This window comes from Streptomyces sp. Ac-502 (genome assembly GCF_045222935.1).
Taxonomy (GTDB): Bacteria; Actinomycetota; Actinomycetes; order Streptomycetales; family Streptomycetaceae; genus Streptomyces; species Streptomyces monomycini.
In genome coordinates this window covers 8,911,739-8,938,435 of the sequence record NZ_JBHFFO010000001.1, presented here as the reverse complement: position 1 = coordinate 8,938,435, position 26,697 = coordinate 8,911,739, and the positions used below count along the sequence as shown (strand labels likewise).

33 protein-coding genes and 2 pseudogenes are annotated in these 26,697 nt (G+C 72.8%); 13 read left to right on the top strand and 22 right to left on the bottom strand.

Annotated features, from left to right (window positions below):
* Positions 1-323 precede the first annotated feature (323 nt).
* Positions 324-2,126 (top strand): ABC-ATPase domain-containing protein, encoded by a 1,803-nt coding sequence (locus tag ACEXOX_RS40725; RefSeq protein ID WP_406525710.1) that lies wholly within the window; start codon positions 324-326, stop codon positions 2,124-2,126.
* Positions 2,127-2,337: 211 nt separating this feature from the next.
* Here ACEXOX_RS40725 and ACEXOX_RS40720 read toward each other — a convergent pair whose 3' ends face one another.
* The gene (locus ACEXOX_RS40720; RefSeq protein WP_406526632.1) at positions 2,338-3,672 is read right to left on the bottom strand and encodes an amidohydrolase family protein; all 1,335 of its coding nucleotides are present in this window, start codon (positions 3,670-3,672) and stop codon (positions 2,338-2,340) included.
* A gap of 544 nt (positions 3,673-4,216) precedes the next feature.
* On the opposite strand from ACEXOX_RS40720, the gene ACEXOX_RS40715 reads away from it, so the two are divergent.
* From ACEXOX_RS40715 to ACEXOX_RS40695, 5 genes are all read left to right on the top strand, one after another.
* Positions 4,217-5,080, top strand: a complete 864-nt coding sequence (locus ACEXOX_RS40715) for a GntR family transcriptional regulator (RefSeq protein ID WP_406525709.1) — start codon at positions 4,217-4,219, stop codon at positions 5,078-5,080.
* On the top strand, positions 5,067-5,840 hold the full coding sequence (locus tag ACEXOX_RS40710; protein WP_406525708.1) for an MFS transporter: 774 nt from the start codon (positions 5,067-5,069) through the stop codon (positions 5,838-5,840). Before ACEXOX_RS40715 ends, ACEXOX_RS40710 begins: the two co-directional genes overlap by 14 nt.
* Positions 5,807-6,259, top strand: coding sequence for a hypothetical protein (locus tag ACEXOX_RS40705; protein WP_406525707.1), 453 nt, complete (start codon positions 5,807-5,809; stop codon positions 6,257-6,259). The genes ACEXOX_RS40710 and ACEXOX_RS40705 overlap by 34 nt, the downstream gene beginning before the upstream one ends.
* The gene (locus ACEXOX_RS40700; protein ID WP_406525706.1) at positions 6,256-6,624 is read left to right on the top strand and encodes a hypothetical protein; all 369 of its coding nucleotides are present in this window, start codon (positions 6,256-6,258) and stop codon (positions 6,622-6,624) included. Before ACEXOX_RS40705 ends, ACEXOX_RS40700 begins: the two co-directional genes overlap by 4 nt.
* 83 nt (positions 6,625-6,707) lie before the next feature.
* Complete coding sequence (locus ACEXOX_RS40695; protein ID WP_406525705.1) at positions 6,708-7,268, top strand: GNAT family N-acetyltransferase; 561 nt, start codon at positions 6,708-6,710, stop codon at positions 7,266-7,268.
* A gap of 66 nt (positions 7,269-7,334) precedes the next feature.
* Here the strand turns inward: ACEXOX_RS40695 and ACEXOX_RS40690 are convergent, their stop codons facing one another.
* The 3 genes and pseudogenes from ACEXOX_RS40690 to gcl form a co-directional block, all read right to left on the bottom strand.
* Positions 7,335-8,228 (bottom strand): 2-hydroxy-3-oxopropionate reductase, encoded by an 894-nt coding sequence (locus ACEXOX_RS40690; protein WP_406525704.1) that lies wholly within the window; start codon positions 8,226-8,228, stop codon positions 7,335-7,337.
* Between the two features lie 28 nt (positions 8,229-8,256).
* Positions 8,257-9,104, bottom strand: a pseudogene (locus ACEXOX_RS40685) (TIM barrel protein).
* A 147-nt stretch (positions 9,105-9,251) separates the two neighbouring features.
* Complete coding sequence (gene gcl / locus ACEXOX_RS40680; protein ID WP_406525703.1) at positions 9,252-11,030, bottom strand: glyoxylate carboligase; 1,779 nt, start codon at positions 11,028-11,030, stop codon at positions 9,252-9,254.
* A 316-nt stretch (positions 11,031-11,346) separates the two neighbouring features.
* Here gcl and ACEXOX_RS40675 point away from each other — a divergent pair, with 316 nt between their 5' ends.
* On the top strand, positions 11,347-12,099 hold the full coding sequence (locus ACEXOX_RS40675; RefSeq protein ID WP_406525702.1) for a type 1 glutamine amidotransferase: 753 nt from the start codon (positions 11,347-11,349) through the stop codon (positions 12,097-12,099).
* 11 nt (positions 12,100-12,110) lie between these two features.
* Here the strand turns inward: ACEXOX_RS40675 and ACEXOX_RS40670 are convergent, their stop codons facing one another.
* Positions 12,111-12,689 carry a hypothetical protein gene (locus ACEXOX_RS40670; protein ID WP_406525701.1) on the bottom strand — a complete coding sequence of 193 codons (579 nt, stop codon included), beginning with the start codon at positions 12,687-12,689 and terminating at the stop codon, positions 12,111-12,113.
* Positions 12,690-12,740: 51 nt separating this feature from the next.
* On the opposite strand from ACEXOX_RS40670, the gene ACEXOX_RS40665 reads away from it, so the two are divergent.
* The 3 genes from ACEXOX_RS40665 (at position 12,741) to ACEXOX_RS40655 (ending at position 14,508) form a co-directional block, all read left to right on the top strand.
* Positions 12,741-13,640, top strand: a complete 900-nt coding sequence (locus ACEXOX_RS40665; protein WP_406526631.1) for an alpha/beta fold hydrolase — start codon at positions 12,741-12,743, stop codon at positions 13,638-13,640.
* 119 nt (positions 13,641-13,759) lie between these two features.
* Positions 13,760-14,164, top strand: a complete 405-nt coding sequence (locus ACEXOX_RS40660; RefSeq protein ID WP_406525700.1) for a hypothetical protein — start codon at positions 13,760-13,762, stop codon at positions 14,162-14,164.
* Positions 14,165-14,310: 146 nt separating this feature from the next.
* On the top strand, positions 14,311-14,508 hold the full coding sequence (locus tag ACEXOX_RS40655) for a hypothetical protein (protein ID WP_406525699.1): 198 nt from the start codon (positions 14,311-14,313) through the stop codon (positions 14,506-14,508).
* 20 nt (positions 14,509-14,528) lie between these two features.
* Here the strand turns inward: ACEXOX_RS40655 and ACEXOX_RS40650 are convergent, their stop codons facing one another.
* The gene (locus ACEXOX_RS40650) at positions 14,529-14,708 is read right to left on the bottom strand and encodes a hypothetical protein (RefSeq protein WP_406525698.1); all 180 of its coding nucleotides are present in this window, start codon (positions 14,706-14,708) and stop codon (positions 14,529-14,531) included.
* Between the two features lie 133 nt (positions 14,709-14,841).
* Positions 14,842-14,934 (bottom strand): annotated as a pseudogene (locus tag ACEXOX_RS40645) (acyl-CoA dehydrogenase family protein); the annotation flags it as partial.
* A 502-nt stretch (positions 14,935-15,436) separates the two neighbouring features.
* Here ACEXOX_RS40645 and ACEXOX_RS40640 point away from each other — a divergent pair.
* Positions 15,437-16,042, top strand: a complete 606-nt coding sequence (locus ACEXOX_RS40640; RefSeq protein ID WP_406525697.1) for a UTRA domain-containing protein — start codon at positions 15,437-15,439, stop codon at positions 16,040-16,042.
* 114 nt (positions 16,043-16,156) lie between these two features.
* Here ACEXOX_RS40640 and ACEXOX_RS40635 read toward each other — a convergent pair whose 3' ends face one another.
* From ACEXOX_RS40635 to ACEXOX_RS40620, 4 genes are all read right to left on the bottom strand, one after another.
* Positions 16,157-16,489, bottom strand: a complete 333-nt coding sequence (locus tag ACEXOX_RS40635; RefSeq protein ID WP_406525696.1) for a DUF6415 family natural product biosynthesis protein — start codon at positions 16,487-16,489, stop codon at positions 16,157-16,159.
* Positions 16,486-16,638, bottom strand: a complete 153-nt coding sequence (locus ACEXOX_RS40630) for a hypothetical protein (RefSeq protein WP_406525695.1) — start codon at positions 16,636-16,638, stop codon at positions 16,486-16,488. Before ACEXOX_RS40630 ends, ACEXOX_RS40635 begins: the two co-directional genes overlap by 4 nt.
* A 131-nt stretch (positions 16,639-16,769) precedes the next feature.
* Positions 16,770-17,954 carry a helix-turn-helix domain-containing protein gene (locus tag ACEXOX_RS40625; RefSeq protein ID WP_406525694.1) on the bottom strand — a complete coding sequence of 395 codons (1,185 nt, stop codon included), beginning with the start codon at positions 17,952-17,954 and terminating at the stop codon, positions 16,770-16,772.
* A 109-nt stretch (positions 17,955-18,063) separates the two neighbouring features.
* Positions 18,064-18,699, bottom strand: a complete 636-nt coding sequence (locus tag ACEXOX_RS40620; RefSeq protein ID WP_406525693.1) for an HAD family hydrolase — start codon at positions 18,697-18,699, stop codon at positions 18,064-18,066.
* 40 nt (positions 18,700-18,739) lie between these two features.
* Between ACEXOX_RS40620 and ACEXOX_RS40615 the strand changes: the two genes are divergently transcribed.
* A complete protein-coding gene (locus ACEXOX_RS40615; protein WP_406525692.1) occupies positions 18,740-18,913 on the top strand; it encodes a hypothetical protein in 174 nt (57 codons plus the stop codon).
* A gap of 9 nt (positions 18,914-18,922) precedes the next feature.
* A complete protein-coding gene (locus ACEXOX_RS40610) occupies positions 18,923-19,126 on the top strand; it encodes a hypothetical protein (protein ID WP_406525691.1) in 204 nt (67 codons plus the stop codon).
* 276 nt (positions 19,127-19,402) lie between these two features.
* On the opposite strand, the gene ACEXOX_RS40605 is transcribed toward ACEXOX_RS40610, so the two are convergent.
* From ACEXOX_RS40605 to ACEXOX_RS40555, 11 genes are all read right to left on the bottom strand, one after another.
* Positions 19,403-19,564, bottom strand: coding sequence for a hypothetical protein (locus tag ACEXOX_RS40605; RefSeq protein ID WP_406525690.1), 162 nt, complete (start codon positions 19,562-19,564; stop codon positions 19,403-19,405).
* Between the two features lie 75 nt (positions 19,565-19,639).
* The gene (locus tag ACEXOX_RS40600; RefSeq protein ID WP_406525689.1) at positions 19,640-19,798 is read right to left on the bottom strand and encodes a hypothetical protein; all 159 of its coding nucleotides are present in this window, start codon (positions 19,796-19,798) and stop codon (positions 19,640-19,642) included.
* Between the two features lie 2 nt (positions 19,799-19,800).
* A complete protein-coding gene (locus tag ACEXOX_RS40595) occupies positions 19,801-20,154 on the bottom strand; it encodes a hypothetical protein (RefSeq protein WP_406525688.1) in 354 nt (117 codons plus the stop codon).
* A complete protein-coding gene (locus tag ACEXOX_RS40590; RefSeq protein ID WP_406525687.1) occupies positions 20,151-20,582 on the bottom strand; it encodes a hypothetical protein in 432 nt (143 codons plus the stop codon). Before ACEXOX_RS40590 ends, ACEXOX_RS40595 begins: the two co-directional genes overlap by 4 nt.
* 9 nt (positions 20,583-20,591) lie before the next feature.
* A complete protein-coding gene (locus ACEXOX_RS40585) occupies positions 20,592-20,942 on the bottom strand; it encodes a hypothetical protein (protein WP_406525686.1) in 351 nt (116 codons plus the stop codon).
* 2 nt (positions 20,943-20,944) lie between these two features.
* A complete protein-coding gene (locus tag ACEXOX_RS40580) occupies positions 20,945-21,787 on the bottom strand; it encodes a peptidoglycan recognition family protein (protein WP_406525685.1) in 843 nt (280 codons plus the stop codon).
* 62 nt (positions 21,788-21,849) lie between these two features.
* Complete coding sequence (locus ACEXOX_RS40575; protein WP_406525684.1) at positions 21,850-22,482, bottom strand: hypothetical protein; 633 nt, start codon at positions 22,480-22,482, stop codon at positions 21,850-21,852.
* Positions 22,482-22,763 (bottom strand): hypothetical protein, encoded by a 282-nt coding sequence (locus ACEXOX_RS40570; RefSeq protein WP_406525683.1) that lies wholly within the window; start codon positions 22,761-22,763, stop codon positions 22,482-22,484. Before ACEXOX_RS40570 ends, ACEXOX_RS40575 begins: the two co-directional genes overlap by 1 nt.
* A gap of 8 nt (positions 22,764-22,771) precedes the next feature.
* Positions 22,772-23,377 carry a hypothetical protein gene (locus ACEXOX_RS40565; protein ID WP_406525682.1) on the bottom strand — a complete coding sequence of 202 codons (606 nt, stop codon included), beginning with the start codon at positions 23,375-23,377 and terminating at the stop codon, positions 22,772-22,774.
* The gene (locus ACEXOX_RS40560; RefSeq protein WP_406525681.1) at positions 23,377-24,468 is read right to left on the bottom strand and encodes a DUF5047 domain-containing protein; all 1,092 of its coding nucleotides are present in this window, start codon (positions 24,466-24,468) and stop codon (positions 23,377-23,379) included. Before ACEXOX_RS40560 ends, ACEXOX_RS40565 begins: the two co-directional genes overlap by 1 nt.
* Positions 24,469-24,471: 3 nt before the next feature.
* Positions 24,472-26,697: a hypothetical protein gene (locus ACEXOX_RS40555; RefSeq protein ID WP_406525680.1), complete on the bottom strand. Its 2,226-nt coding sequence runs from the start codon at positions 26,695-26,697 to the stop codon at positions 24,472-24,474.

Sequence of the window (26,697 nt, the reverse complement as noted above, 5' to 3'; positions counted from 1 at the left end):
GTGCCGCCGGTGCGGGGCCTCGGAGCCGCGCACCTTCACCGCCCCGGTCGTCGACTGCTCCGGCCGGCTGCTCATCGCCACGTCCGTGATCTGCGCGTGCGGCGGCTCGCCCCTGGTCGGTCTGCGGCCGCCCGTCCGGCTGACGGCCGGGACGCGCGGGACCGGTGACCGTGACCGGCCGCGGACGGGTGCGCCCCGCCGTGGCCGGTCACGCGTCCGCGTGCGACGGCGCGGGGCCGGTCTGGGTATCGTCGGCCGTCGGGCCGGTGGACCGCCGGTGACCGTACGACACGACGAGACACGACGAGAAAGGTGCAGGCGCTGTGCCACGCCCTCAAGGCCGGGACCACGACCGCGGACGCGCACACGGCCGGGACCGCGGGCAGCCCCGTGGCCACGGCCGTCCACAGGACTGGTCGCCGGCCGACCGCCCGCAAGGGGTACGGGACGGACTGGCCGGGGAACTGCGCCGGATGGACGGCGCCTCGTACGGCAGATACAAGGCGCTCCTCGGCAGCTGGTCCATGCCCGGCTTCACCCTGGAGGTGATCCGCGGACAGTCCGACCCGTACGCGCCGCCCGCACGGGTCGCCCTGCGCGTACCGGCCGAGGAGGCCGGGTTCCCCGCCGATCTGTGGGAGTCGCCGGTCCGGCGGCGGGCCTTGGCGAGCTATCTGGCGCGGCGGGCCGCCGAGGCGGCGGACCACCGGGCGCTGCGGGTGGACGCCGGCGGCCAGGAGGTGCTGGAGCGCAGTTCCTGCCTGGTCGACGCGCGGGACGGCTCGGTGACACTGCGCCTGGGCGTCGACCTGCCGGGGCACGGCCGCCGCATCGACGGGCACGCCGCGGAGCACGTCCTGTGCGGTCTGCTGCCGAGGGTCGCCGAGCGCGCGCTGCGGTACGCGGCGCTGGACGCCGACGACGTACGGGCCTTCGCCGACACCGTCGAGGACTCGGCCGCCCTGCGCGCCGCGCTGCCCGGCCTCGGCCTGGTCGCGTTCGTGGCCGACGGCGCGGTGCTGCCGCGGCGCAGCGGCGTGGACGACCGCCCGGCGGCCGGTGACGGAGTCGTCCCGTTCACCTCTCCGGAGGAGCTGCGGGTCTCGGTCGACCTGCCGCACGCGGGGACGGTCACCGGCATGGGCGTACGCGAAGGCGTCACCCTGATCGTCGGTGGCGGCTTCCACGGCAAGTCGACGCTGCTGCGGGCCCTGGAGACGGGCGTGTGGGACCACGTTCCGGGGGACGGCCGCGAGCGCGTGGCGGCCCGGCCCGACACCGTCAAGATCCGCTCCGAGGACGGCCGCCGGGTCGAGCGGGTGGACGTGCACGCCTTTGTCGACCATCTGCCGAGCGGCGCGGACACCACCGACTTCTGCACGGACAACGCCTCCGGCTCCACGTCGCAGGCCGCCTCCCTGTGCGAGGCCGTCGAGGCGGGCGCGCGGGCTCTGCTCATCGACGAGGACACCGCGGCCACCAACCTGATGATCCGGGACGCGCGGATGCAGGCGCTGGTCGCCAAGGAGCGGGAGCCGCTGACGCCGTTCGTGGACCTCGTCCGCTCCCTGCACCGCGACCACGGGGTCTCGACCGTGCTGGTGATGGGCGGGTCCGGCGACTACATGGAGGTCGCGGACCAGGTGGTCATGATGGACGCGTACCGGCCGTCCGACGTCACCGAGCAGGCACGCCGGCTGGCGGCGGTGCCGACCGGCCGGACCGCCGAGGCGGACGCCTTCCCCGGCGTCGCCCACCGCCGCCCGGACCCCGGTTCGCTCGACACGTCCGTACGCGGCCGCTCCCGTATCCGGGCGCGCGGCGACGACGGGCTGACCTTCGGCGAGCACGACATCGACCTGCGGGCCGTCGAACAGATCGCGGACGCGCGCCAGGTGGTGGGCATCGGGCTGGCCCTCGAACTGATGGTGCGGCGCGGACACGTGGACGGGAAGCGCACCCTGGCCGAGGCGCTCGACCTGCTCGACGGCGACCTGGAGGACGGCGCGCACCGCCTCCTGGCCGTCCGCGACGAGGACTTCGCGCTGCCGCGCCGCCACGAGGTGGCCGCGGCCCTGAACCGCCTGCGCGGCCTGCGGGTCCTGGGCCGGCCGACGGGAAGCTAGCCAACGGGGCCGGCCGCCGGGGGCCTGCCATCGGGGGCGGCGGAAGGCTAAGGACCGACCGTCAAGGGTGGCGGAGGACTGAGAACCGGGGCTCTCCGCGTACGCGGCGCGCTGCGTACGGCTACGCGGGTGTGCGGCGCGCGCTGCGTACCGGCTGGTGCGCGCGCTGTACGTACGCGGACGGGCCCCCGGCGCACTCCCGCGGCGCGCGCTACGACGCCGAGGGCACCGGTTCCACACGCCGGATGCCCGCCCGCCGCACGACCTCGCGCCCCACCTCGGCGGCCCGCCGTACCAGTGCGGCGCCGTCCCAGTGGGGCGGCCGGCCCTCCCACAGCCGCAGGCGGCCGCCGACCACGACCGCGCGGATCTGGTCGCGGCCCGCGAGCCGTACCAGCTCCCAGCTCAGGTCCCACGACGGCGTCAGCTCCGGTACGTCGAGGTCCACGACGAGGAAGTCCGCCGCCTTGCCGGGCGTGATCTCGCCGGTGACCCGGCCGAGGCCGAGCGCGTCGGCGCCGCGCGAGGTCGCGTGCTCCAGCCACAGCCGCCCGGCGCCGCACACCGAGTCGCCGCTCTCCAGGCCGAACGCCAGCCGTTGCGCGGTTTCCGCGGCGTCCACCAGCCGGAACCCGTCGCCGCGGGTGCCGTCCGTGCCGGTGCCGAAGCGCACCCCCATGGCGGCCATCGTCCCGGCCTGCGCGACGCCGTTGCCCTTCCACGCGCTGGCGACGGGGTTGTAGCTGACGGCCGTGCCCGTGTCGGCCAGCAGGCGGAGTTCGCCGGGGGTGAGCAGGGTGGCGTGGGCGCCGAGCGTGTGCGGTCCGAGGGCGCCGACGTGGTGGAGGTGTTCCACCGGGCGCCGGCCGACGCTCTTGAGGGAGCGTTCGACGGAGGCGAGGTGTTCGTTGACGTGCACCTGGAAGACGGCGCCCGCTTCGGCGCACAGCCGTGCCGTGCGCCGCAGTACCCCGGCGTCGGCGGCGTCCTCCGGCACGGGGATCGCCAGCGAGGGGTGCACCAGCCGGGATCCGTCCCAGCGGGCGAGGTGCCGTTCGCCGCCCTTGCCGTCCGAGCACACCCGGCCCAGCACGCAGCGGACACCGGCATCCTGAGTGGCCTGCGCCAGGACCGCGACGTCGACGGGCGCGCGGGTCCCGGCGTCGGCGACGGTGGTGAACCCGCCGCGCAGCGCTTCCAGCGCGGCCAGTTTCGCCGCCAGGTAGGCGCTCTCCTCGTCGAGCGCGCGTTCCAAGGGCTCCCAGACCGTCTTGAAGATCTCCGACGGCTGCCCGAACGCCTGCGCCTTGCCGAAACTCTGCGTCAGATGGTGGTGCGCGTCCACGAATCCCGGCATCAGCAGCGTGCGTCCGAGGTGTACCGGGGTCAGGCGACGGTGGGTGCCGATCAGCTTGCGCGCGGGCCCGACCTCCCGGAAGATTCCGTCGGCCACGCGTACGGCATGGTCCCTGACGGGCCCTCCGGGCAGCAGCAACGCTTCCGGTACGAGGAGGAGTTCGTCGCCTTCGAAGTGCTCGGGGCGCAGTGCGGGGGCGGCGGCCGACGCGGGACCCGCCGCCGCGGTCGCCGTCCCCGCGGTCGCCGCCAGCAGCCCGCCCGCCCCGGTCAGCCCGGCGTGCGTCAGGAAGGACCTGCGCCCCGTTCCCGCCTCCCGGCCCTGAGGGTTTTCCCGACCCGGCCGCTCCTTCTGGCTCCCCCGGCCCTCCTCCGGGCGCGGCCCTTCGTCCGCCGCCCGCGCGCCCTCGTCCCCCGACCGCTCCCGCCCTGCCTGGTTCGCCAACGCGCTCTCCTCCGTAGCCGGTTTCCCGCCGCCCTGGGCCGGGCGGGCCGACGATAAAGGAGCCCGCGACACGGAACAACCCTTCCGGCATACGGGAGAAGCCGTATCCCCACGAGCGCGCCGCCCCGGGTGGCGGAACCCCCCGACACGGCGCACAAACTCGCATGTCCCAGCGTCGTCCCAGGTCAGCGCGGGTGGCGTAACTTCGGGGAAATGTGCGGACCCTAGGTTGGGCGGGCGCCTGGCACCCTGCCGCCCGGCGTACCCCGAGCCGAGTTGCGGAGATCCCATGACCGCGTCGCCGTCCGACCCGACCGCCGCTCCGGCAGGCCCCCGCACCCGGTCCCGCGCGGACCGGGCCCGGCAGGTCGCGGAGGTGCTGCGCCGGCAGATCGCCTCCGGCGCCTTTCCCTCCGGCGTCCTGCCGGACGAGCGGAGCCTGGTCGCCGACCACGGCGCCTCGCGGAACACCGTCCGCGAGGCGCTGGGTGTCCTGCGCGACGAGGGCGTGGTGGAACGGCGGCAGGGCGTGGGCACGGTGATCCGGCACCGTACGTACGAGCACACGCTGGAGCGGCTGACCGGACTGGCCGAGACCCTGTCGGCGTACGGGCGGATCAGCAACGAGGTACGGGTCGCGGACGTGGTCCGGCCGCCCCGTGAGGTGGCACGCAAGCTGTGCGTCCCGGAGGACGGACAGGTGGTGTACATCGAGCGGCTGCGCCGCCTCGGCGAGGACCCGCTGTCACTGGACCTGACCTACCTGACCACCGACATCGGACGGCCGTTGCTGGACGCTGACCTGGCGGGCCGGGACCTGTTCGGCCTGATCGAGGAGTCGGTCGGCGGCCCGCTGGGCTCGGCGAGCGTGACCGTGCACGCGGTCAACGCGGACCCCGGCACCTCGGCCCTGCTCGGAACCCCGCCGGGGCAGGCGGTGTTCACCGTCGAACGGCTCACCCGGCTGCCGGACGGGCGCCCCGTCGACCTGGAGTTCCTGCGCGTACGGGGCGACCGGCTGGCGTTCCGCGCGGAGCTGGGCCGGGACACCGGTGCGCCCGGCAGCCCGCCCGCCGGTTCCGGCCTTGAGGGGAAGCACGGGTCCGCCCCGACGGAGTACAACGGTTCCGGCCCGGCAGGTGACGACCGATGACCCGCGCCGCACCCACCTCCCGTACCGCTTCCCCCGCGCCGCGAACGCCGCCGCCACCGGCCCGACCCGCCTCAACATCGCCGTGCTGTGCCTGTGCGTCACCCTCGTCGTCGGCATGGTGTCCGCCGTCAACCTCGCCATCCCGTCGCTGTCCCGCAGCGCGCTGCATCCGTCCGCCGAGGCGGTGGTGTGGGTCGTGGACGGGTACGTGGTGTTCTTCGCCTGCCTGCTCGTCCCGGCGGGCGCGCTCGCGGACCGGCTGGGCCGCAAGGGCACCCTGCTGGGCGGGATGGCGCTGTTCACGGCGGGGTCCGCGCTGTGCGCCGTCGCGCCCGGCATCGCGGTGGTGATCGCCGGCCGGATGCTCTCCGGAGCCGGTGCCGCCGCCGTACTGCCGACGACGCTGGCCCTGCTGGTGGCGGACGCGGCGCCGGAGCGCCGGCCCCGGCTGGTGGCGGTGTGGGCGTCGATGACGGGGCTGGCGGCGGTGCTGGGCAATGTCGGGGGCGGCGCGGCTCTCCAGACCGGTTCCTGGCGGGCCCTGTTCCTGTGCGTCGTCCCGCCGGCCCTCCTGGCCCTCGTCCTGATCGCCGTCTGCGTTCCGGCCGCCGTACGCCACGGCCGTCCGGTCTCTCCGCTCTCGGCGGCCCTGCTGACCGCCGGCTTCCTGGCCCTGCTGGCGGGCATCGTCTCCGGGCCGGAGTCGGGCTGGCTGGGGGACGGACGGTGGGCGGGTTCGCCTTCGCCGCCGTACTGCTGACCTGCTGGGTGCGGTACGAACTCCGGCGGCCGCAGCCGATGCTGGACCCGCGGCTCTTCGCCCTGCCGGTCGTGCGGGCGGGAGCGCTCGGTCTGGCGCTCGCTTTCGTCGGCATGTTCGGCCTGTTCTACGTCAACGGCCAGTACCTCCAGTACGCGCAAGGCCATTCGCCGCTGGGTGCGGGCATCCGCCTGCTGCCGATGGCGGCCGCGCTTCTGCTGGCCCCGCGCTGTGCGATGGCACTGGAGCGGCGGCTGGGCGGCCGGGCCACCGTGGGTACGGGGCTGCTGGTACTTGCGGCGGGCCTGGCCACCGTGTCGACGGTGAGCGCGCGCACCCCGTACGTCCTCTACGCCACCGGTGTCACACTGACCGCGGCCGGCTGCGGCCTGGCCACCCCCTGCTCTCGCACGGCATGATGTCGGCGCTGCCGCCGGACCGGGCCGGAACCGGCTCCGGACTGCAGAGCCTGGCCCGCGAGTTGGGCAGCGCGCTGGGCATCGCGATCAGCGGCAGCATCGTCACCGCCCTCTTCACCGCCCGCCTGCCCGCCGTACTGCGCGGCCCGCATCCGCCGACGACCGTGGCCGCGGCGGAACGGGAACTGAGCGCGTCCGGCCCCGCGGGCAGCGGCCTGCGGGACGCGGTGCTGGACGCCTTCACCGGGTCGCTCGATGCCGCGATGCTCGTACTGGCCGCGGTGGTCGTGGCGGGCGGGGCGCTGGTGGTCGCGTGGTACCCAGGACGCCGCTCCCGCACGGCCGCTGGCAAGATCCACCCATGACTTACGCCACCACGCCTGCCGCGGTTCCTTCCACGGCCGCTTCCACACCGTCCCCGATACCTCCCGTGGTACCCGCCGGTCGTATGCGGGACAGCGATCAGCCCACCCTCGGGCTCACCGCGGACGCCGAGTTACGCCCGTGGCGGCCCACCGACGCGCACGCACTGGTCGCCGCCTGCCAGGACCCGGACATCCGGCAATGGAACCGGCCCGCGCAGGTCTCGGCGGAGGGCGCGCGGGCCAAGATCGCGCACTGGCATCAGCGGTGGCACGACGAGCAGGCCGCCGTCTGGGCCGTCGCGGACGGCGCGGACGGCGCAGCGGTGGGACTGGCCGGACTCGCGGACCTGGACCTCAGGGGCGGCAGCGCGGAGTTCCTCTACTGGCTGCTCCCGGCCGGACGCGGGCGCGGGCTCGCGGCGTCGGCGACCGTACGGATCAGCCGATGGGCCCTGGAGGATCTCGGCCTGCACCGGTTGCGGCTCAGCCACTCCGTGGCCAACCCGGCGTCCTGCCGGGTGGCGGCCAAGGCGGGCTTCCGGCTGGAAGGCACCCTGCGCAGCGCGCTGTTGCACGCCGACGGCTGGCACGACGAGCACCTGCACGCCCGCATCGCGGGCGACGACTGGCCCGCGGACGCCTGAGCCACCGCCGCGGGCTGCTGGTCGCGGCGGTGGCTCGGGCAGGCGTCGTCCGGTACGGGCGCGGTGTCAGCCGGTGGTGTGGCCGGAGAGGCGTTCGACGCCGCGCAGGAGGGCGGAGTGGTCGAGGTTGCCGTCGCCCTGGGCGCGCAGGGCGGCGACCAGGGAGGCGACGAGGGTGCCGGTGGGCAGGGCGGCGCCGACGGCGCGGGCGGCGTCGGTGACGATGCCCATGTCCTTGTGGTGCAGGTCGATGCGGAAGCCGGGCGTGAAGTCGCGTTTCAGGAAGTTGTTCTTCTTGCGGGTCAGGACGGTGGAGCCGGCCAGGCCGCCGCCCAGGACGTCGAGGGCGGCGGCGAGGTCGACGCCGGACTTCTCCAGGAAGACGACGGCTTCGGCGCAGGCCTGGAGGTTGACCGCGACGATGAGCTGGTTGGCGGCCTTGACGGTCTGTCCGGCGCCGTGCGGGCCGCAGTGCACGATGGTCGTGCCCAGGGCCTCGAAGAGCGGGCAGGCGGCGTCGAAGTCCTCCCGGGCCCCGCCGGCCATGATGGACAGGACCGCCTCGACGGCGCCGGCCTCGCCGCCGGAGACCGGGGCGTCCAGCACCCGGATCCCGCGCTCGGCCGCGGCGGCGGCCAGGTCGCGGGAGGTCTGCGGGGTGATCGAGGACATGTCGATCAGCAGCGCGCCGCGCCGGGCGTTGGCCAGGATGCCGTCGGGGCCGTAGGCGACGGCCTCGACCTGCGGGGAGGCGGGCACCATGGTGACGATGACGTCCGCTTCCCGGACCGCCTCGGCGACCGAGGCGGCGGGGGTGCCGCCGGCGGCGGCCAGCCGGTCGAGCTTGGCTGGTTCGAGGGTGTGGCCGGTGACCGGGTAGCCGGCCCTGAGCAGGTTCTCGGCCATGGGCGCGCCCATGATGCCCAGCCCGATCCAGGCGATTTTCGAAAGAGTGCTCATGTGCGGTGCCTTTCGGGAGACGGGGGTGTCAGGGGGCGGCGGTGGCGGCGCGCAGGGGGCGGGGCAGCCAGGCGAAGGACTGGGCGGAGGGCCGGTCACCGGGTGTGTACTCCAGGCCGGTGAAGCCGGTGTAGCCGTTGGTGTGCAGCCGCTCCAGGAGGTCTTCGAGGGGCAGGGTGCCGGTGCCGGGGGCGCCGCGGCCGGGGCTGTCGGCGATCTGCACGTGTCCGGTCCGGGGGTGTAGCGGTCGATGACCTCTGCCAGGTCCTCGCCGTTCCTGGCCAGGTGGTAGAGGTCCATCAGGAAGCGGGCGTTGTCCAGGCCGGTGGCGGCGTTGACCGCGTCCACCACCTCGACGGCCCTGGGCGCGGAGACGAGCGGGCACGCGGGCGACTCGGGCGCGTTGAGCGCCTCGATCAGCAGGGTGGCCCCGATGCGGTGTGCGGCGCGCGCGGCCAGCGTCAGGTTCTCCAGCGCCAGCGCGTCCTGGGCGGCCGGGTCCACGCCCTGCACCCGGTTGCCGTACAGGGCGTTGAGCGCGGTGCAGCCCAGCGACTGCGCGAAGTCCGCGGCCACCTCCACATTGGCCCGGAACCGCTCGGACTCCCGCCCCGGAATCGACAGGGCGCCGCGGTCGGGACCGGGCAGCTGCCCGGCATAGAAGTTCAGCCCGACCAGCTGCGTGCCCGCAGCACGCAACGCCCCGCGCAGCGCGTCCAGCTCCCGCTGCGCGGGCACCGGGGCGTCCGCCCACGGCCACCACAGCTCCACCGCGCCGAACCCGGCGGCCGCGGCCGCCGCCGGGCGTTCCAGCAGCGGCAGTTCGGTGAACAGGATCGACAGGTTGACGTTGAAACGCGCGTCCGAGAAGCCCATGCCGGGCCGTCCTTTCGTGAAGCGGGGTCTTGCGTGAAGCGGGGTCTTGCCTGAAGCGGGGTCTTCCATGGAACGGAATGCGGAAGCAGAGCGGTCGGGAGGTGGTGGGCGAGGGCCCCCGCCCCCACCTGCTCCACCCGGCCCGGCTCAGCTCATCGGCACGACGGCGGTCGGCGCGTGGCCTGGCTCGGTGGCCAGGTCCTCGAACTCGTTGACGCTGCCGATGTCGGTGCCGCTCATCGCGATGTTGGTGACCCGCTCCAGGATCGCCTCGACGACCACCGGGACCCGGTGCTCGGCGGCCAGCTTCTTGGCCTCCTCGAAGGCGGGCAGCAGCTGGTCCGGCTCGGTGACGCGGATCGCCTTGCAGCCCAGCCCCTCGGCGACCTTGACGTGGTCCACGCCGTAGACGCCGAGTTCGGGGGTGTTGATGTTCTCGAACTCCAGGGTGACCTGGTAGTCCATGGCGAAGTTGCGCTGCGCCTGGCGGATCAGGCCCAGGTAGGAGTTGTTCACCAGCACGTGCACGTACGGGATGCGGTGCTGGGCGCCGACCGCCAGCTCCTCCAGCATGAACTGGAAGTCGTAGTCGCCGGAGAGCGCGACCACGCTGCCGTCGGGGTCGGCGGTGGCGACGCCCAGCGCGGCCGGGATGGTCCAGCCCAGCGGCCCGGCCTGGCCGCAGTTGATCCAGTGACGCGGCTTGTAGACGTGCAGCATCTGGGCGCCGGCGATCTGCGAGAGGCCGATGGTGGTGACGTAGCGGGTCTCGGGCCCGAAGGCGCGGTTCATCTCCTCGTACACCCGCTGCGGCTTGAGCGGCACGTCGTCGAAGTGCGTACGGCGCTGGAGCGTGGCCTTGCGCTGCTGGGCCGAGGCGGCCCACTCGCCGCGGTCGGGCAGTTCGCCCGCGGCCTTCAGCTCCTTGGCGACCTCGACGAACAGTTCCAGCGCGGCCTTGGCGTCGGAGGCGATGCCGTAGTCCGGGGCGAATATCCTGCCGATCTGGGTGGGCTCGATGTCGACGTGCACGAAGGTGCGGCCCTGGGTGTAGACGTCCAGCTTGCCGGTGTGCCGGTTGGCCCAGCGGTTGCCGATGCCGAGGACGAAGTCGGACTCCAGGAAAGTCGCGTTGCCGTAGCGGTGCGAGGTCTGCAGGCCCACCATGCCGGCGTTGAGGCGGTGGTCGTCGGGGAGGGTGCCCCAGCCCATCAGGGTGGGGATGACGGGGACGCCGGTCAGCTCGGCGAACTCGACGAGCAGGTCCGAGGCGTCGGCGTTGATGATGCCGCCGCCCGCGACGAGCAGCGGGCGCTCGGCGGCGTTCAGCATGGCGAGGGCCTTCTCGACCTGCTTGCGCGTCGCCTTCGGCCGGTGCACCGGCAGCGGCTCGTACGTCTCCGGGTCGAACTCGATCTCCGTCATCTGCACGTCGATCGGCAGGTCGATCAGGACCGGTCCGGGCCGCCCGGAGCGCATCAGGTGGAACGCCTGCTGGAAGACGCCGGGGACCTGGGCGGCCTCCAGGACGGTGGTGGCCGCCTTGGTGACCGGGGCGGCGATCGAGGCGATGTCGACGGCCTGGAAGTCCTCCTTGTGGATCACCGCGGTCGGCGCCTGGCCGGTGATGCACAGGATCGGGATCGAGTCGCCGGTCGCGGAGTACAGGCCGGTGATCATGTCGGTGCCGGCGGGCCCGGACGTACCGATGCAGACGCCGATGTTGCCGGGGCGGGCGCGGGTGTAGCCCTCGGCCATGTGGGAGGCGCCCTCGACGTGGCGGGCGAGCGTGTGGTGGATGCCGCCCCCGGCCCGCAGCGCCGCGTAGAACGGGTTGATCGCCGCGCCCGGCACACCGAACGCGTCGGTCACGCCCTCGCGCTTGAGGATCTCCACAGCCGCACGGGCGGCGGTCATTCGAGGCATCGAGTACTCCTGCGTCGGCCGGTCGGGATCGCGCTCCGGCCCGGGGCGGAAGCGCGAGCTGGGCTCTTTCCGCATAGTGGAATACTTGTTTTACTCTGCGGAAGTAACGACGAAAGTAGAGCGCGTTCTTCCCGCCGTCAAGGGATCGCCGTACGGAGAAGAACCCCGGCAGGCCGGTGCGTCGAAGAGGGCGGAGGCGCGGCCGAGACAGGCCCGAGGGCGTCGGCCCATACGCCGCGGCACGGCCCTGACCAGGCACGTTAAGCTGCTCATCCCCCTGTTGTCGCTTTGCCGCCCCCACGGAGGAGACCGCCCCATGCCCCCGCGCACCGTCCTGATGCTCCAGCACATAGAGGTCGAGAAGCCCGGCCTGATCCTGGACGCCCTGGACGGCAGCGGCCTGCACGTCGACATCCGCAATCTGATCGACATGCCGGGCGCCTCGGCGGACGACCTGCCGCCGCTGTCCGACCTGGCAGGGCTGGTCGTCTTGGGCGGCCCCATGAACGCCGACGACACCACGGAGCACCCGGTGCTGAAGGTGGAGCGGGACCTCCTGGTCGACGCGCTGCGGGCCGGCGTCCCGACGCTGGGCGTGTGCCTCGGCGCCCAGCTCCTCGCCCGCGCCCAGGGCCTGGCCGTACGGACCGGTGCCGAACTCGGCCGGGAGAGCGAGATCGGCTGGTCCGCGCTGGTCGACGTGGACCGCGCCGACCCGTTCGTCGGCCCGCTGGCCGACGCCCCGGCCGTACTTCACTGGCACGACGACCGCATCGTGCCCGCCCCCGGCACCCGCGTCCTGGCCCGTACGGGCACCACCGAGTGCCAGGCGTTCCGCGCCGGCCCGGCTGCCTGGGGCATCCAGTTCCACCTGGAGGTCACGCCCGGTCTTTTGGACACGTGGCTCACCGAACCGGCTTTCGCCACCAAGGCCACGGACGCCCTCGGCCCCGGCGCCACGGCCCGGCTGCGGGCCGATGCCCTGGCCGCGGCCCCCGCCCTGCGCCCCCTGGCCGAGCGGAGCCTGGCGCACCTGCGCGCCCTCTTCATGGAGCGCGCGGGACTCTGATCCCTACGGCCTCACAAGGCGGCGCCACCGAGCCGCTCGTCGGCCCCGTCCCGGCCCGCTCCCCCGCCGAGCCACACCCCGATCACCTCGGACGCCACCGACACCACCGACCGTCCGGTGGTGTCGATCACCCACGTGCCCGGCGGCTCCGGGCGCGCGAGGTCCGCGTGCTGACGGAGCGTACGGGCGAGCTGGTCCGCCGTCCCGGACCCGATCTCCCGGCCGCGGACCCGGCGCTCCAGGGTGGGCACGTCGGCGGTCAGCCGTACGGAGGTGATGCCGGCGTCCGGCACGGCGTCGGCGATCCACGCCACCTCCCGTTCCAGCGTGACGAACACCCCCGTCAGGATCAGCCGGGTGTGGCCGACCGCGGCCAGGTTGGCCCAGAGCGCGGCGAGGTTGCGGCGGGACAGCTCGCCCGGCCCGAGACCGGGCGGCGGCCAGGGGTGCACCTGGTCCAGTTGGTCGGTGTCGATCAGGGCGTGCGGGACGTCGGCGCGGCCGAGCTGGTGGGACACCTCGTACGCCGTCGTGGACTTGCCGACCCCGGCGGCGCCGCACAGGACCAGGATTTCCGTCGTGGGCTGCATCACCGCCCATGATGAGCCGTCAGCACCCGCCTCGCCAGCGAATTCCCGGGCCTGAGAAGGTGTGCCCGGGCCCCGGTCGCGCCGCGACGCGCCCCGGGCGGCCCGCGTCCGCGACCGCCTCGGGCCCGCAGCCCACATCCGACGAGTTGGAGGGACGACCGTGCGCAACGCCGTGGTGACGCCGGGGGCGACCGTATCCGCTGGGCCGAACTGCCGGGCGCGGAACCGACCCGGGTCTACCTGCACGGCCTCGGCGCCACCTCCCCCGCCTACTTCACCGAGACCGCCGCGCACCCGCTCCTGGCGGGCCGCCGCTCCCTCCTCCTGGACCTGCTCGGCTTCGGCATCAGCGACCGGCCCACCGGCTTCCCGTACACCCTGGAGGCGCACGCCGACGCGGTCGCCGAGGCGCTGCGCGCCGCCGGTGTGCGCGCGGCGGACGTGGTCGGCCACAGCATGGGCGGCTCAGTGGCGATCGTGCTCGCCGTCCGTCACCCGGATCTGGTGGCGCGACTCGTCCTCGTGGACGCCAACCTCGACCGGATCGAGCCGCGGCGCGGCGCCTCGGGCAGCGGCGGCATCGCCGCGCTCTGCGAGGAGGAGTTCCTCGCGGGCGGCTGGGAGCGGATACGGGACGCCGCGGGCGCGCACTGGTGGTCCACGATGCGGCTGGCCGGTCTGGAGGCGCTGCACCGCAGCGCGGTCCACCTCGCCCGGGGCAGCGAGCCGGTCATGCGGGAGCTGCTGATGAAGCTGGCGATTCCGCGTACGTTCCTGCTGCCCGCGGCCGACGGCCCGCTGCCCGGTGCCGGCGCACTGGCGGCGGCGGGCGTACGGGTCGTGCCGGTGCCCGACTGCGGGCACAACATCATGCTGGACAACCCGGAGGCGTACGTACGCGCGGTCGCGGCCGCCCTGGCACCGGAGGCGGGCCCGGCGCCCACCACGTGACCAGGCCGGACAGCGGCCGGGAATTCGGGTGCCCGGTCGTTCGCCTCCGTGCGAAGATCCCCTCATGCACATCCCACACATATCCACCGGCCGGCACCCGCGCCCGGTGCGGAAGGCCCATGGCGCGTAGGCGCCCAGCCCAGGTCCGGGACGGCCTGGCGCTCCGGCGGCCCACCGCTTTCACGGTGGTCGACGGCCTCGACGCCGCCGCCCAGCTCGATGTCCGCAGGTTCGAACAGACACGCCTGGCGCCCGGAGTCCTGGCCAAGGCCCTGAAGAGCTGGCGGCAGCAAGTACGACTGCCGGGCCGTTATCCGACTGATACGACACCGTTCGGCTGCCCCTGCTGCTGCGACGGCGGGCACGGGCGCACGGAACTGGAACTCGCGCTGCACGCCCTCCCTCGCCGCAGCGCGCGCCAACTCCGCGCCCTCGTCGAGCCCCTGGATCACATTTTCCTCTCCCGTACACTTCACGACCCGCACCTGCCGGATGACCTGCCCTGGTGGGATCGCCGCTGCTGAGGGGGAGGCGGACGGCCGGGCCGGGCCGGATTGACGCCGCCTGACGCGGCGTTGAGCTTCTGTTCATCGCCGTGTCGCAAGCTGGCTGAGCCGACGGCGCGGTGGTGCCGACGGGGGATATTCCGTGCCGAGATGGGGCTGATGTCATGAACGTCGTTCAGGAACCGCTTCGCGTGCCCGCCGTGTCGTTACCGCGCCAGCTGCCCGCGGGCAGCGCCCGGTCGCTGCCGATGCTGGACGCGGTGGTGGAGGTACTGCGCGCCGCCGGTGAGGATGTGCACGTGGTGTACGCCGCGCACGGTGACGTGTTCAAGGTCGTGCCGCGACAGGACGCCGCTGCCTGAGCGGGCAACAGCGCCGCGGTTCAGCCGTTGTTGTCGCGCAGCAGGACGTCGCGGCAGGCGGCGGAGAAGTCGCTGAGGCGGGCGTGCACATCCGCCCTGCTGTCGGCGAGGCGCTCCTGTATGGCGTCGGGTTCTGCCGGCCCGGAGGGCTCCCGGCGCTCCGCGAGTTCGCGGTGCGCCGCGACGAAGCTGCCGGTCACGCTGACCAGTGCCCGAGCGGCATCGTGAACCCCCGGGCCCGAGACCAACGCCCGGGTGGCGGAGACCCGGCCGGACCGGCTCGGCCGGGTCCGCGCCTCCTCGGAAGCGCCGCGGAGCGGCGGGCGGCGTCCGCTAGCGGATCGGCACTCCCGCCACCGTCCGGGCGATGACCAGCCGCTGGATCTCGCTCGTCCCTTCGAAGATCGTGTAGATGGAACTGTCGCGGTCTACGGCCTCGGCGATCTCCTTGATACGCGGCTCATTCACCTCGTGTGTTGGTGATTGCTCTGGGTTGCTTGTGCGTACCGCCGGGTTTCGACTGCATGATCGTCTCCCATTTTTCTCCCACGCGGGAGAGGGGCGTCAGGGCGAACAGTTGGCTGTGATTGGGGCAGCGGGCGTGCCTACTGAGGGGCAGAATGCCAGCGAGCCCCCTCCGCAGAGTGGAGGGGGCTCGCCTGTGCCGGAGATCGAGGGGGCCACCTGGATGCCCCGGCACGCCTGAGGGTGTCGATCGCTTTCCCTGGTCAACGGATGTACTGATCAGCAGTTCTTCACTCTTCCGAGTGAACATTCATTCGAATTTAGCGCAGGCGTCTCAGTCGTGCGACAGCAGGCCAGTGCGGCGGAATCTCGCGTCGATCTCCCGACAGTATCTGTTACGTAGCAGATTCTGCAGGTTCTCCTACGGTGACCATCCGCAAGATCGTTCGCCGCAGGGACCCCCATGGACGTGCCGCACCGCCGCCTCGCCGCGCTGCTGCGGCAGCGCATGGCCGACGGCACCTACCCACCCGGCAGCACCTTCCCCTCGGTCCGCACGATCGCCGCTGACTACGAGGTAGGCCTTGGCGCTGCCTACCGGGCCGTCGAGCTACTCCGCACGGAGGGCCTCCTCGACGGAGAGCCCCGTCGGCGGCTGACCGTGGCGCACCCTGTAGCCGTGCGCACCCTGACCGACCCGGACGCCGAGTGGCCGCACGGTCACGGTGACGTCGAGCACGCCTCGGTCCGCGCTACCAACGGACTGGCGGAACGTCTCGGCGTATCGCCGGGTACGCCGCTACGCCGCGAGCGTGCCGAGCTACTGGATCCCGACGGGCGGCCGGCGATGCTGGTGACGACCTGGCGGCGCGGCGCTGCCCGGCGCCACGCGTCGTTCCGCTGTACGGCGCAGGTGCGGCCGATGGGCCGTGAGGAGGCCGCCCTGCTGGGCCTGGCTGTCGGTACGCTCGCCTTGCTGCTGGAGCGCACCCGGCTGGATGAGCGGGGTGCGGTGGTTGAGGTGGCGGATCTCGTCCTCCCCACGGACAGATGGGTCATCGCCTTTTGACGGCCCGGTTGGGGGCCCGAGCCGATGTTCATGCAACAGTAAACTATCCCCCAAGCGCATATGCCAGGGTGTGATCCGAGTCCCCATATGCGCCCGATCTACACCCCGGGTGAGTCACCCCGGCGGTGCGTGCTGGTCGAGCAGCCACTGGCAGTGCCGGGCGCGCTGCTCGATGTCGGCCAGGGCGGACAGCGGCGAGGCGGGCAGAGGCCGGGTATGTTCGCGGATGGCGTCGAGGATGCTGGCCTGGCGGTACCAGTCGATCGAGCCGCGCCACAGGCCGTCGACGGTCTTCTCCGCTTCGGGCAGCAGGCGGGCGACGTGCTCGCGCAGCTGCCGGTCGAGGTCGGTGAGTGCGGGCATGGAGGTGCGGCCGTGCCGCATCGACAGCGCGGCCGTGATGGTGCGCTGGATCTCCGCCGTGCCGGCGCTCGCTTCGGTGCTCACGTGGCCCTCCGGTCCCGGTGTGCGTCGCAGGCGACGATGAACCACTGGCGGAAGCCGCCCTCCTGTAGGGGCGTGGTGACGGTCCCGGCGGCGTGGAGGTCGCCGAGTGCTGCGCCGCACCACCAGCAGGCTTCGCCGTGCAGGCGCACGATGCTGACGTCGGGCGGAGCGGGGGCGCCGCTGGGGCGCTGGCTGCTTTCACCTGGTCTCCCTGGGGTGCGGTCAGGAAGATGGTGATCCATCGCAAGGGGCACAAGTACCCCTGTGAGGGGTAGCGGGGTCACTCGCCCGCGCGGCACCAAGCGGCGAAGTTGTTGAGCGTCTCGGCGTCGGCCCGCTTCAGGCGGCGCAGGGTGGCGGCGTCCTCGCGTACCCAGCGGTGTTCGCGGGTGTGCTGCGGGGCGATGCGGCGGGCGACCTTGAGCGATTCGAAGGCGTGGTCGGCCTGGCCGGCCCACAGTTGGGCCCGGGCCAGCTCGATGTAGAAGCCGGAGCGCCGCTCGGCGGGCAGGTCGGCGGGTGGCTGCCATTCGCGGGCGAGGTCCAGGGCGCGGCCGGTGTGGGCGTCGCCGAGGCTGACGGCGAGAGAGACCTCGTGGATGCGGACGCTGTCCGGGCCGACTGCGGTGCCGCCGTAGACGCCCTCGGGGACGCGGTCACCGAGGGCTCGGGCCTCGTCGAGGTGGGTTTCGGCGGCGGCGTGCTGTCCGGCGCGGCCGGCGATGACGGCAGCCCGCATGTGCAGGGCGCTGCGGGCGGCGAGCGCGGCGGTGGTGGTGCTGCTGGGAGCGTCGCCCATCGCACGCTCCAGTGTGCGGAGCCCGGCGTCGTGGGCGCGGGCGGCGAAGAAGGTCTCCGTGCGGACGTAGGCGACGGTGGCGTCGAGCAGAGGGTTCTCGGCCTGCGGGGCGGCCCAGCGCATGAGGTCGATGAGGCGGGCGGACAGGTCACGTGCGCCGTACTTGTAGGCGACGGCGTCGGCTGCCCGGTAGGCGGAGACCAGCAGCGCGGCGATGGCGGCGCGCTCGCCCGGCGGCGCAGTGTGCAGGGCGCGGGAGAGTTCGGGAAGCAGCGCGGGTACGTGGCGGGTGATGCGCACGTACTGGGCGGCGAGGCGCCAGCCGACCACGTCCTTCACCGCGGTCTGCAGCTGGTGCAGGGGGCGGACGGGCCCGTCGTCCGGTGTGTCGTAGGTGGCGATGACGGTGGACAGGGCGGGCATGGCCTGGTGGACGCGGTCGTCGGGCCGGTCTTGGCCGGGCAGCAGGTCGGCGGTGTCGATGCCGAGGGCGTCGGCGAGGGCGTCGAGGACCGCGTCGGAGGCGCCGCGCTCGTCGCGTTCGATCTTGCGTAGGGTGCCGAGGGCGATGTCCGCGGCGGTGGCGAGCTGGGCCTGGGTGAGGGCGGCGAGGCGGCGCTGGTAGGCGACGCGTGCGCCTACCCCGCGGTACACGGTGGCGGGCATACTGGCTCCGTTCGGGGCGTCCACTCCGAACCGTACCCGCGCGGCGACGTGCGGGTAGGCGAACGGCCCCGTCCGCAATGCGCGGGCGGGGCCGTGGTGTTGACGCCGGTCAGCGGATGAGTGGCAGCAGGTCGTGCAGGGAGTCGATGCGCCAGTCGGCGGTTGCGGCGTCGGGTGTGTCGGCCCAAAGATGGCCGAGGGCGCCGCGGCGGATGTGGGCGGTGCGCAGGCCGGCCGCGCGGGCGGGGGCGATGTCGTTGGCGGGGTGGTCACCGACGTAGACGATGCGTTCGGGAGTGGTGCCGGCGAGTTCGGTGACGTGGGCGAAGAAGGCCGGGTCCGGTTTGGCGACACCCCAGTCGCCGGAGGTGGCGATGGCGTCGGCCGGCAGGTCCAGGCCGCGCAGCAGGTCGCTGGCGCGGACGGTCTGGTTGCCCGCGATCAGGACGCGCAGCCCGGCGTACTGGAGAGCTTCGAGGGCGGGGCGGACGTCGGGGTACAGGTCGCTGTCGTCGAGGTGCTCGCCGCGGCCGGCTGCCTCGCGTGCCCGGTATTCGGCGGCGATGTCGATGCCCGGCTTGAGGAGCCGGACGGCGTCGGCGTTGTCGCGGCCCTGGGCAACGACGGCCCCGACGAGAGCGGAGAGGGTGTGCCGGGGAACGTCGAGCCAGTCGGCCCAGTCACGCCAGTACCGCTCGTCGCTGACGAGGGTTTCTCCGACGTCGAACACCACCGCTTCGATCATGCGGCCAGCCTACGGGGCCGCAACTCAGGTGAGATTGTCAGTGCTCGCCCGTAGTATCCGCACCATGACGGCCACCGAGGCGAACGAGGCGATCCGCGCGTTCATGTCGGCGCGCGCCGACCGTCCGCTGTGGCCGGAGGAGCAGGCGGAGTACGAGCGGCTGCTGGAGGCGTGGGCCGCGGCGGTGCGTCGGGATTTGGCCATGGCCGCGTAGGATCAGCCAGTGGCTATCGAACTCACAGGCGAATTGATCAAGCTGGAGGCCGCTGCCTGGGCCGAGATCCAGGCCGGGGCACTCACCGCGGACACCGCCGAGCAGGTGCAGGCCGCCATCACAGCGCACGCCGAGGCGACCGGCGCGAGCAGGTTCGAGGTCGAGCGGGAGCTGAAGCGGCGCGTGCGGCACCCGGAGCCCGAGGGCGAGTAGTCCGACAGCCGTCCGCCCCGCGCGGCGCTGTCCGGGCGGGGCGGTTCGAGCAGCGCTCCCAGCATGAGCGCACACAACGGGTGTGTTGATTCGAGGGTAGGGGCGGGCACTGACAACGCCGGTCGGGTCGAGCCTCAGCAGCGCGTGAACGGTGTGGCGTGAGGGGCTGACAGCGACCGGCGCCCCGGTCTACGGTGTGCTCGCGGCCGGTGAGCGTTCGCAGCGCCCTTCGGGGTGTGGGACTTGAAGCCCACCTCATCGGCCGTCCTGCTGCCTTCACCAGTCCTGGGCAGCTATGCGCTCCCGTATTGCGTCGAGCTGAGCTTCCATCTCATAGCGGGTCAGCCGGCCGTCACGCCGGATGGCGCGCCAGGTGTACCAAGCCAGCTCGTAGGCCGCGGTGGTCGGATAGTCGCCGTACTGTGGCTGCTCGCCCATTCCCCCAGTATGCGACCGCCCGCAGCGAGTACGACGAAGCGCCCCGCCGCCTGCCGGAGCAGGGGCGGGGCGCGGTCATGCGGGTGCGTCGAGCGTCTCGGGGGGCGGCGGTGGCGGCTCCGGGGACGGTACGGGTGGCGGGTCGACGACACCGAGCCGCACCAGCGAGCCGATGTCCCCCGCGGTCTCGTCAACGCGTAGCTCGGCAGGCAGCGGCGCAGGCTGATCAGGCATGGTCACACTCCGGTGCGGTTGTACTCGTCGATGAGGGGCGGCGGTTCGGGCGGGGTGATGCCGCCGGCGCGCATCTGCAGGGTCAGCTCCCCCACGTACCCGGCGAACGCCCTGACCACGGAGCGCAGGCGCGTCGTCTCGCTGCGCAGGTCGCGGATCTCTTCCTGCATGTCGTCCCTTATGGCCTTGAACGCCTCCAGGTCCCGTTCGCGCTGTGCCGGTTCCGCTGCCGCCTGAGCTGCTGCCCGGGACGCTTCCGCGGTGGCCTGAGCTGCGGCCTTCGTGGCCCGCGCGGCGAACCACGCCGCGAGCGCCACGCCCAACGCCCCAACGATCCCCGCCCAGATGTTTGTCATGCGCCCTTGCCTCTCCGGGCGCGCGGCTCTGGGGGGACCGAGTGCTCGGGGACCGCAGCCGCCCACAGGATGACCCCGACATGGGAGGTCAGATACCAGATGGCGACGAAACCGCCACGGGGATACTCGCCGCTGATGACGGCGACGGTGTAGGCGGTGGCCCAAGTGGTGGGGGGCACCAGGGCGACCGCGAATCCAGCCCAGTCCCGGCCGACGCGCAGCCAGGCGCAGACGAGCATGGTGAGACCGGCTGCGATCCACAGCCATGCCCAGTGGCGCGGGCTGCAGACCTGCGTGAGGAGGTCGAGCCCGGCCGGGTCGGCAACCGGGGAGACGATGAAGCCGATCCCCCAGCACGTCTTGCCCAGCCCGAGCACAAGGAGGAAAACGCCGCGGCGGCCCAGGTGCTCGCGGAGCCGCCGGGCCACCGCGCACACTCACACGCCCCGGAGCGGAGCCGACGGCGAGGCGGGCGACACCTGGGAGCGGGTCAGCAGCGTCAGCACGGCCAGCACGAGCGTGTTGATGGCGCCGACCGTGGGCTGGGACACCTCGTAGCCGAACGTCGCGACGAGGGTGACGCCGGCCGCGACGGCCACGGTGAACGCCTGCGGTGCGATCGGCCGGGTCAGGGCTGCGGCGATGGCGCCGAGCACAGCGGTGACCGCGCCGACGATCGCGCCTGCCTGCTCCGCGGTCAGCGACGTGATGCCGAGGCTGACGATCAGACCGAGGAGGGCGGACAGGGTGTTGAGAATGACGACGGGTTCTCTGCCGAAGATCTTCATGGTCAGGACTCCTGGTTCTGCACGCCGGTGACGTCGACGTCGACCTTGACGACGGCTTCGGCGATGGCCTTTTCGACGGCGTCGACGACCTGCTGGGTGTTGACGCCGGAGCCGACGAGCTGTGCGAGCTTGCTGATCGCGGCGGTCTGTGCGGCGATCTGCATGGTGAGGGCCTTCACCGAGGCGTTGGTGCCGCGGAGGTAGGCGTAGGCGTCAGTGGTCTCGTCCTTGCCTCGGTACTGCCAGCCGGCGTAGGGCACGAGCACGTCGTGCAGCTCGGCGAGCTGCTTGGCCTGAGCGACAGTGAGCGTCACGTCATCCTCCGTAGGTGGTGTGGTGGTTCCGGGCCGCGGGGCGCCCTTCTGCACCCACGCGTACAGCGACGCTCCGGGGCAGGTGGTGGCGTATCCGTCCCGGTGGCCTCTGATTTCCGGTCCGGCGCCGTGCTTGCGCAGCAGGTCGATGCCGTCGCGGATCGCGCCGAGCATGGCGTCGGTGGGGGTGACCAGGCCGCTGCTGCCGACCAGGCCGAGGACGGCGTAGTGCGCGCGGTTCAGGGTCTGGTTGCCGTTGGCGCCGGTGCGCTTGCCGATACCGCGGCCTTCGAGAAGGTAGCCGTGCGGGCAGGCGGCGAAGTTGTAGGCGACGTCCGAGTAGCTCTCGACCTTGTTCGCGAGGTGGCTCGCCCGGATGGCCTTCCACTCGGCGATGCACGCGGCGTGGTCGGTGAGCAGCTTGGTGCTGACCGCGGTCCCCTCGTAGTGGACCTTCACGCCCTTCGTGGTCGCCTGCGCGGGCGCGGCGGAGGCGGGCCAGCCGAGCTGCGAGCGGGTGACGAGCTTCAAGGTGGCCCCTTTCCGGGCATGAAAAAGGCCCCATCGCAGGGGCGTTAGGAAGGAAGAGCTGCTCAGAGGCTGTAGAGCAGCCCGCTCAGCGAGATCCACGGCGGCGTGATGCGTTCGGTGGCGGTGCTGGCCGTGGTGCCTACGATCCTGAGGTGACCGTCAGGCTGCGCGTCCAACTTGAGCGATAGCGAGTCGCTGGTGACGGCGGAGCAGCTCGCAGGCACGGTGCGCAGCGATCCGGGCCGGGCGGCGGACGGCAGCGCCGTGCTGGTGATGATGCCGCCGTTGCTGATCACGGCCGGGCTTCCGGAGTAGCTGATGTCGATTCCGCCCTGCAGCATCACCGTCAGCTCCCCGAAGAGATTCACGATCCTGTACTGCGCGGTGCCGTTCGAGTTGCCGTTGTGCGAGAACCCGGAGGCCAGTGGGATGGTGGACCATGCCGACGTGCCCGCGGCGACCACCGTCCACGCGGTGCCGTCGTAGACCGTCAGCAATTTCTCGGCGATCAGGAACGCGGTCATGCCCGCCGTCGGACTACTCAGGGTGGCGTTGCGGGCGGACGCGGACGCGAACCGCATCACGCTGCGGGGCACAAGGCCGACAGCGAGGTTGTTGGCCAGCGTCTCCATGTTCGGGGCGTCCGTGAGCGCCGCGATCTGCACGCCCTGCCCGCAGGCGTCGGTGGTGGGCATCAGGCCCCCGGGGCGGGGAGGAGAGTCACGCTGTGGCCGCCGGTGTAGGAGAGGGTGGCGCGCGTCTCGTGCGTGCCTCCGACGTCGGTGAGCTGCTCGGCGGCGTAGTCGGCGACGGTCTGTGTGATCCGGTCGAGCAGCTCGGTGGTGAGGCCCTGGCCGCGGCCGTCGAGCCAGAGCTGGGAGGTGTAGGAGAAGAGCGGGTTGTCGGTCTGCAGGTCGATGACGCGGACCCAGTGGGTGAGCGTCTCCGGGGCATAGCCGTCGGTGGGGTGTGGCATGAGGGCTCCTAGGTAAGTCGGTACTGCACGCCGTCCAGGGCGGCCCACGTGGCGTTGCCCGCGTAGTCCTGGATTTGCAGCGTGCCGGTTGCGTTGACGTCGAGGACGCCGTGGATGGCGGACGCGACTTCGGTCGGGAAGCGGCTCTTCGATGCGGGCACGATGGCCGCGGGCAGGGTGCACAGGGTCTGCGGCTGCCCTGCGCTGACGGGGGCCTTCGCGAGCCCGCTCAAGGACACGGTTCCGTCGCCGTTGATGCGGTAGGACGGCGCCCAGTACGGCGTGCCGTAGGTCGTCCAGCCGCCCGAGAGGGTGATCGGCTGCCATGTGCCAGCGGCTGTCGCGGGAGCAGTGCAGCCGTGGGCGAGCCAGTTGCCCGAGCTGGAGACGCTGACGACGATCGTGTCCCCTGCGGCCGGGGAGAGGTAGGTAGCCATGCGGCGGGCGATGATGCCGTCCGTCGTGGTGATGGTGCCGTCCGAGCCGACGGTAGCGACGACGGCGAGGCGCCAGTCCGCGCCGCGCACGGCCGGGCTGGTGGCGCCCGCCTGGATGGCCTGCTGCTGGAGGGCGTCGGCGAGGTCGGCGTGGACCGCGATGTCCGAGCTGGCCATCAGGCGTCCTCCTTCGCGGCGATCGTGGTGATCGGGAAGTCGCCGCCGACGTCGAGCGGGACGCTGAGGCTCTGGATCTGGTGCAGCTCGCGGGTGCCGTCCGGGTAGACGACACGGATCACGTCGCCGGGCTCCAATGCGGGGTTCGGCAGGCTGCTCAGGTCGCCGGTCGCGTTCGGCGACTTCGCGGCCCGCAGCTTGAGTCGGGCGGCGCCCTCCGCTGCGACCGTGCTGGTCAGCGTCGAGCTGGTGTAGAAGGTCGGCCGGTGACCGAACGGCCCGGACCAGTACGTCGGGCTGGTGGAGTCGTCGTCGACGACGAGCGCCGCCACCGGGGCCGTGTTGCTCTCGGTGTTCTCGCCACGCGCGAGCACTCCGTTGAACACTTTGTCGCTGGTCATGCCGCGGTCGGCCTTGATGTAGGCGCCGCCTTCCCCAGCCGCGACCGTCCACGCCGGGGTGGTGGTGAGCAGATCGGGCAGCTCGGCGACGACGAAGACGCCGTCCGGGTCCGCGTACACCTCGGCGCCGATCGCTGCCGCGCACTCCTGCGCCGCGGCCCACGGGTCGCCCTCGACGTCCCAGGTCCGCGGCCCGATGGCGGCGTCGGTCGCTCTGTTCACGACCGTGGCGTCCGGGATGGAGCGCTGGATGAGCGCGGTGACGGCGCCGACCGCGGTGCCGGAGGCGCGGTACGGCGCGGTGAGGCGGTCGTCGGTCACGATCGCTTCGAGGCCCTTGCCGGCCAGCGTGACCGGGCCCTCGTCGACGTCGCCCACGACGGAGTCCAGGCGGAACACCCCGAGGGGCACCAGCTCGCGCGAGCCGTCGCCGTACTGGACGCCGCGGGAGATGCGCAGCTTGGCGCCGTACACGCTGAGCTTGTCGCTCGGGGTACGCGGGATCAGCGAGGTGCCGGCGATGGTGACCGTGCAGGTGCGGCGGATCGCCTGCCCGCGGTCCACCGTCACCGACCCGCCGGTGACCTCCAGCGGCTCGACGCGGCCATCCGCCCGGAACAGCGTGACCTCGGTGACGGGGGTGTGGGACTCGGTGAGGGCCGCCAGGAACCGCGGGGTGACCGGATACACCGATCACCCCCGGCGGTCGAACAGGAGATCTTCACCTGTCGTGTAGGCGTTAAGGACGTCAGCCCAGGTGGCGAACTCGCTCAAGAGGTCCTGCCAGGTGCGGCCGGCCGTGCCGCCCACACCGACCGAGACGGGCATGTCGGCTTCGGTCAGAGGGAGTTTCCAGGTGCGCCACGGCTCCTGCGCGGGCCCGCCGATGCGGCCCTCGGTGACCTCGCCGACGGTGACGTACATGTCCGTCACGCCCATGCCGGGGGCGGCCTGCCAGAGCAAGACGTTGCCGGAGTCCAGCAGCCAGTGCAGCCGGGCGCGCTCGTCGTCGGTGCGCGTCCAGATGGAGAGGTCGCCCTCCAACCCGCCGCGCAGGCCACTCAGTACGACGGCGTTGCGGCGCCCCTTGACTCGATAGGTGGCTTGCTCGATCGGCCGGGACCAGTCCGGCGCCCGCTCCACCAGCACGCGGGTGTTCCTCTGCGGCTGCCCGGGGTCCTTGAGCCAGGCTTCCTGCGGGTCGCCGGGGTCGATGGTGACGGCCGATGTGGTGCGGATCTGGATGCTGCCCCCGGCCGCCGGGACGATCTCGACGCGGTAGGCGACCGGCACCCCGAGCGGCGCCTCATAGTCCTCGATCACCATCAGATCCGAGGTGTTGACGGACTTGTCGAGGAGCCCGGCCGGGCCGCGCACGAGCGTCTGGCTGCCGTCCTGCCCGGTCCGGTAGACCGTGATGAGGTAGCTGATCGGCAGCTCGCGCAGGGTGAGCGTGATGGCCGCCGCGGTGTCGTCGACGTCCACGTGCTGGAGTGGCAGCGCCGGCCACAGCGAGGCCACGTCCAGCCGGAGCACGCTACTGACGCTGGTGGCGGTGAGCGTCCACTCGATCGCCGCCTGCGTAGCGTTGGCGGGCGCGACCCAGTCGTTGGTCAGGATCCACCAGCCCGAGGCCGGCACCGCGCTCGACGCGGCGCTGGACAAGCCGAGGCTCGTACCTCCTGCGTCGTACCAGCGGATGCCGCGCACCGCCGTCCAGCCGCCCGCTGTGACCTGGCTGTACAGCTCAGATCGCCAGTTCAGGCCGACCCCCGGGGTGAGCGGGAAGAGCGGGGAGCGCAGGGTGGAGGCGGTGGCGGTCGCGCTGGTGACGGTGAGCGCGTAGGAGCCGTCGGCACCGTAGGCGCCCCACGGTGTGCTGCGTGCGATGGTGGCCGCGCCGGACGTGACGGCCCATCCGCCCGCGTCCTGTTCGAACGACATGCTGCGGTATGGGATGACCGTGCCCGCGCGGGCCGTCGGTGCGACGATGACCGAGGTCTGCTCCAGGCGCAGCACCTGCCCGGCCGACGCGCCCACGATGCCCGCGGCCACGGCGCACGTCGCCGCGGTCGGTGGCGCGACGGCCGAGACCCGCTGCCGGTACCAGCCGGTGCCCGGCGCGGCGAGCGAGCCGCGCGAGACGCTGACCAGGGTGTTGCTGGCGTCGTAGAACCGCAGCTCGATCCACGTGTCCGCGACTGCGGCCGGCGGGTTGAGGTAGGCGTAGGCCAGATACTCGGTGCCCGGCGTGACGACCGGCCGCTCGGCGCTGATGGCCGACGCGTTGCCCGCGGCCGTGGCGGTGACCGCGATGACGTGCCCGCCCACCGTGTACGCGGTCGCCGACCAGGTCACCGGCGGCGCTTGCCGGGCGATCGTGGCGTTGGTCTCGGCGGTCCAGCCGGAGCTGTCGACCTCGGTGGTCTCCGCGTTGAAGCCGAGGAGGTTGCCGACCGTGCGTTGCGGCAATCCCAGGTAGCCGTTCTCCCAGAAATGGGTCACGTTCCCCGCGGCGGGCGTCGAGGACAGCAGTACCTGTGCCCGCGCGGCGTTCACCGGCGCGGCCCCGGCCACGCTCACCCGGTGCCACGAAGCCGAGGCAGCCGACGTGGTCAGCGACCACGTGATGCTGATCTCCGCGTTGGCCGCGGTCAGCCAGCGGATACCGATGCGCTCCGGCACGCTGCCCGACGAATCCGCGAAGGTGTGGTACACCGTGCCCGGCACGACCGGGTACGAGGAGACGGTGCGGGCCTGCATCTCGCCCGCGGCCACCGACTTCACCGTCAGGACGCCGTCGCCGTTCCGCCCGCCCGAGCCCAGCGACAGCGTGCAGTTCAGCTTGCTGATCCAGCCGGAGGTGTTCGGGTCGACGCTCTCCGTCGTGCTGGACAGCATGTTGCCGGGGATCGCCAC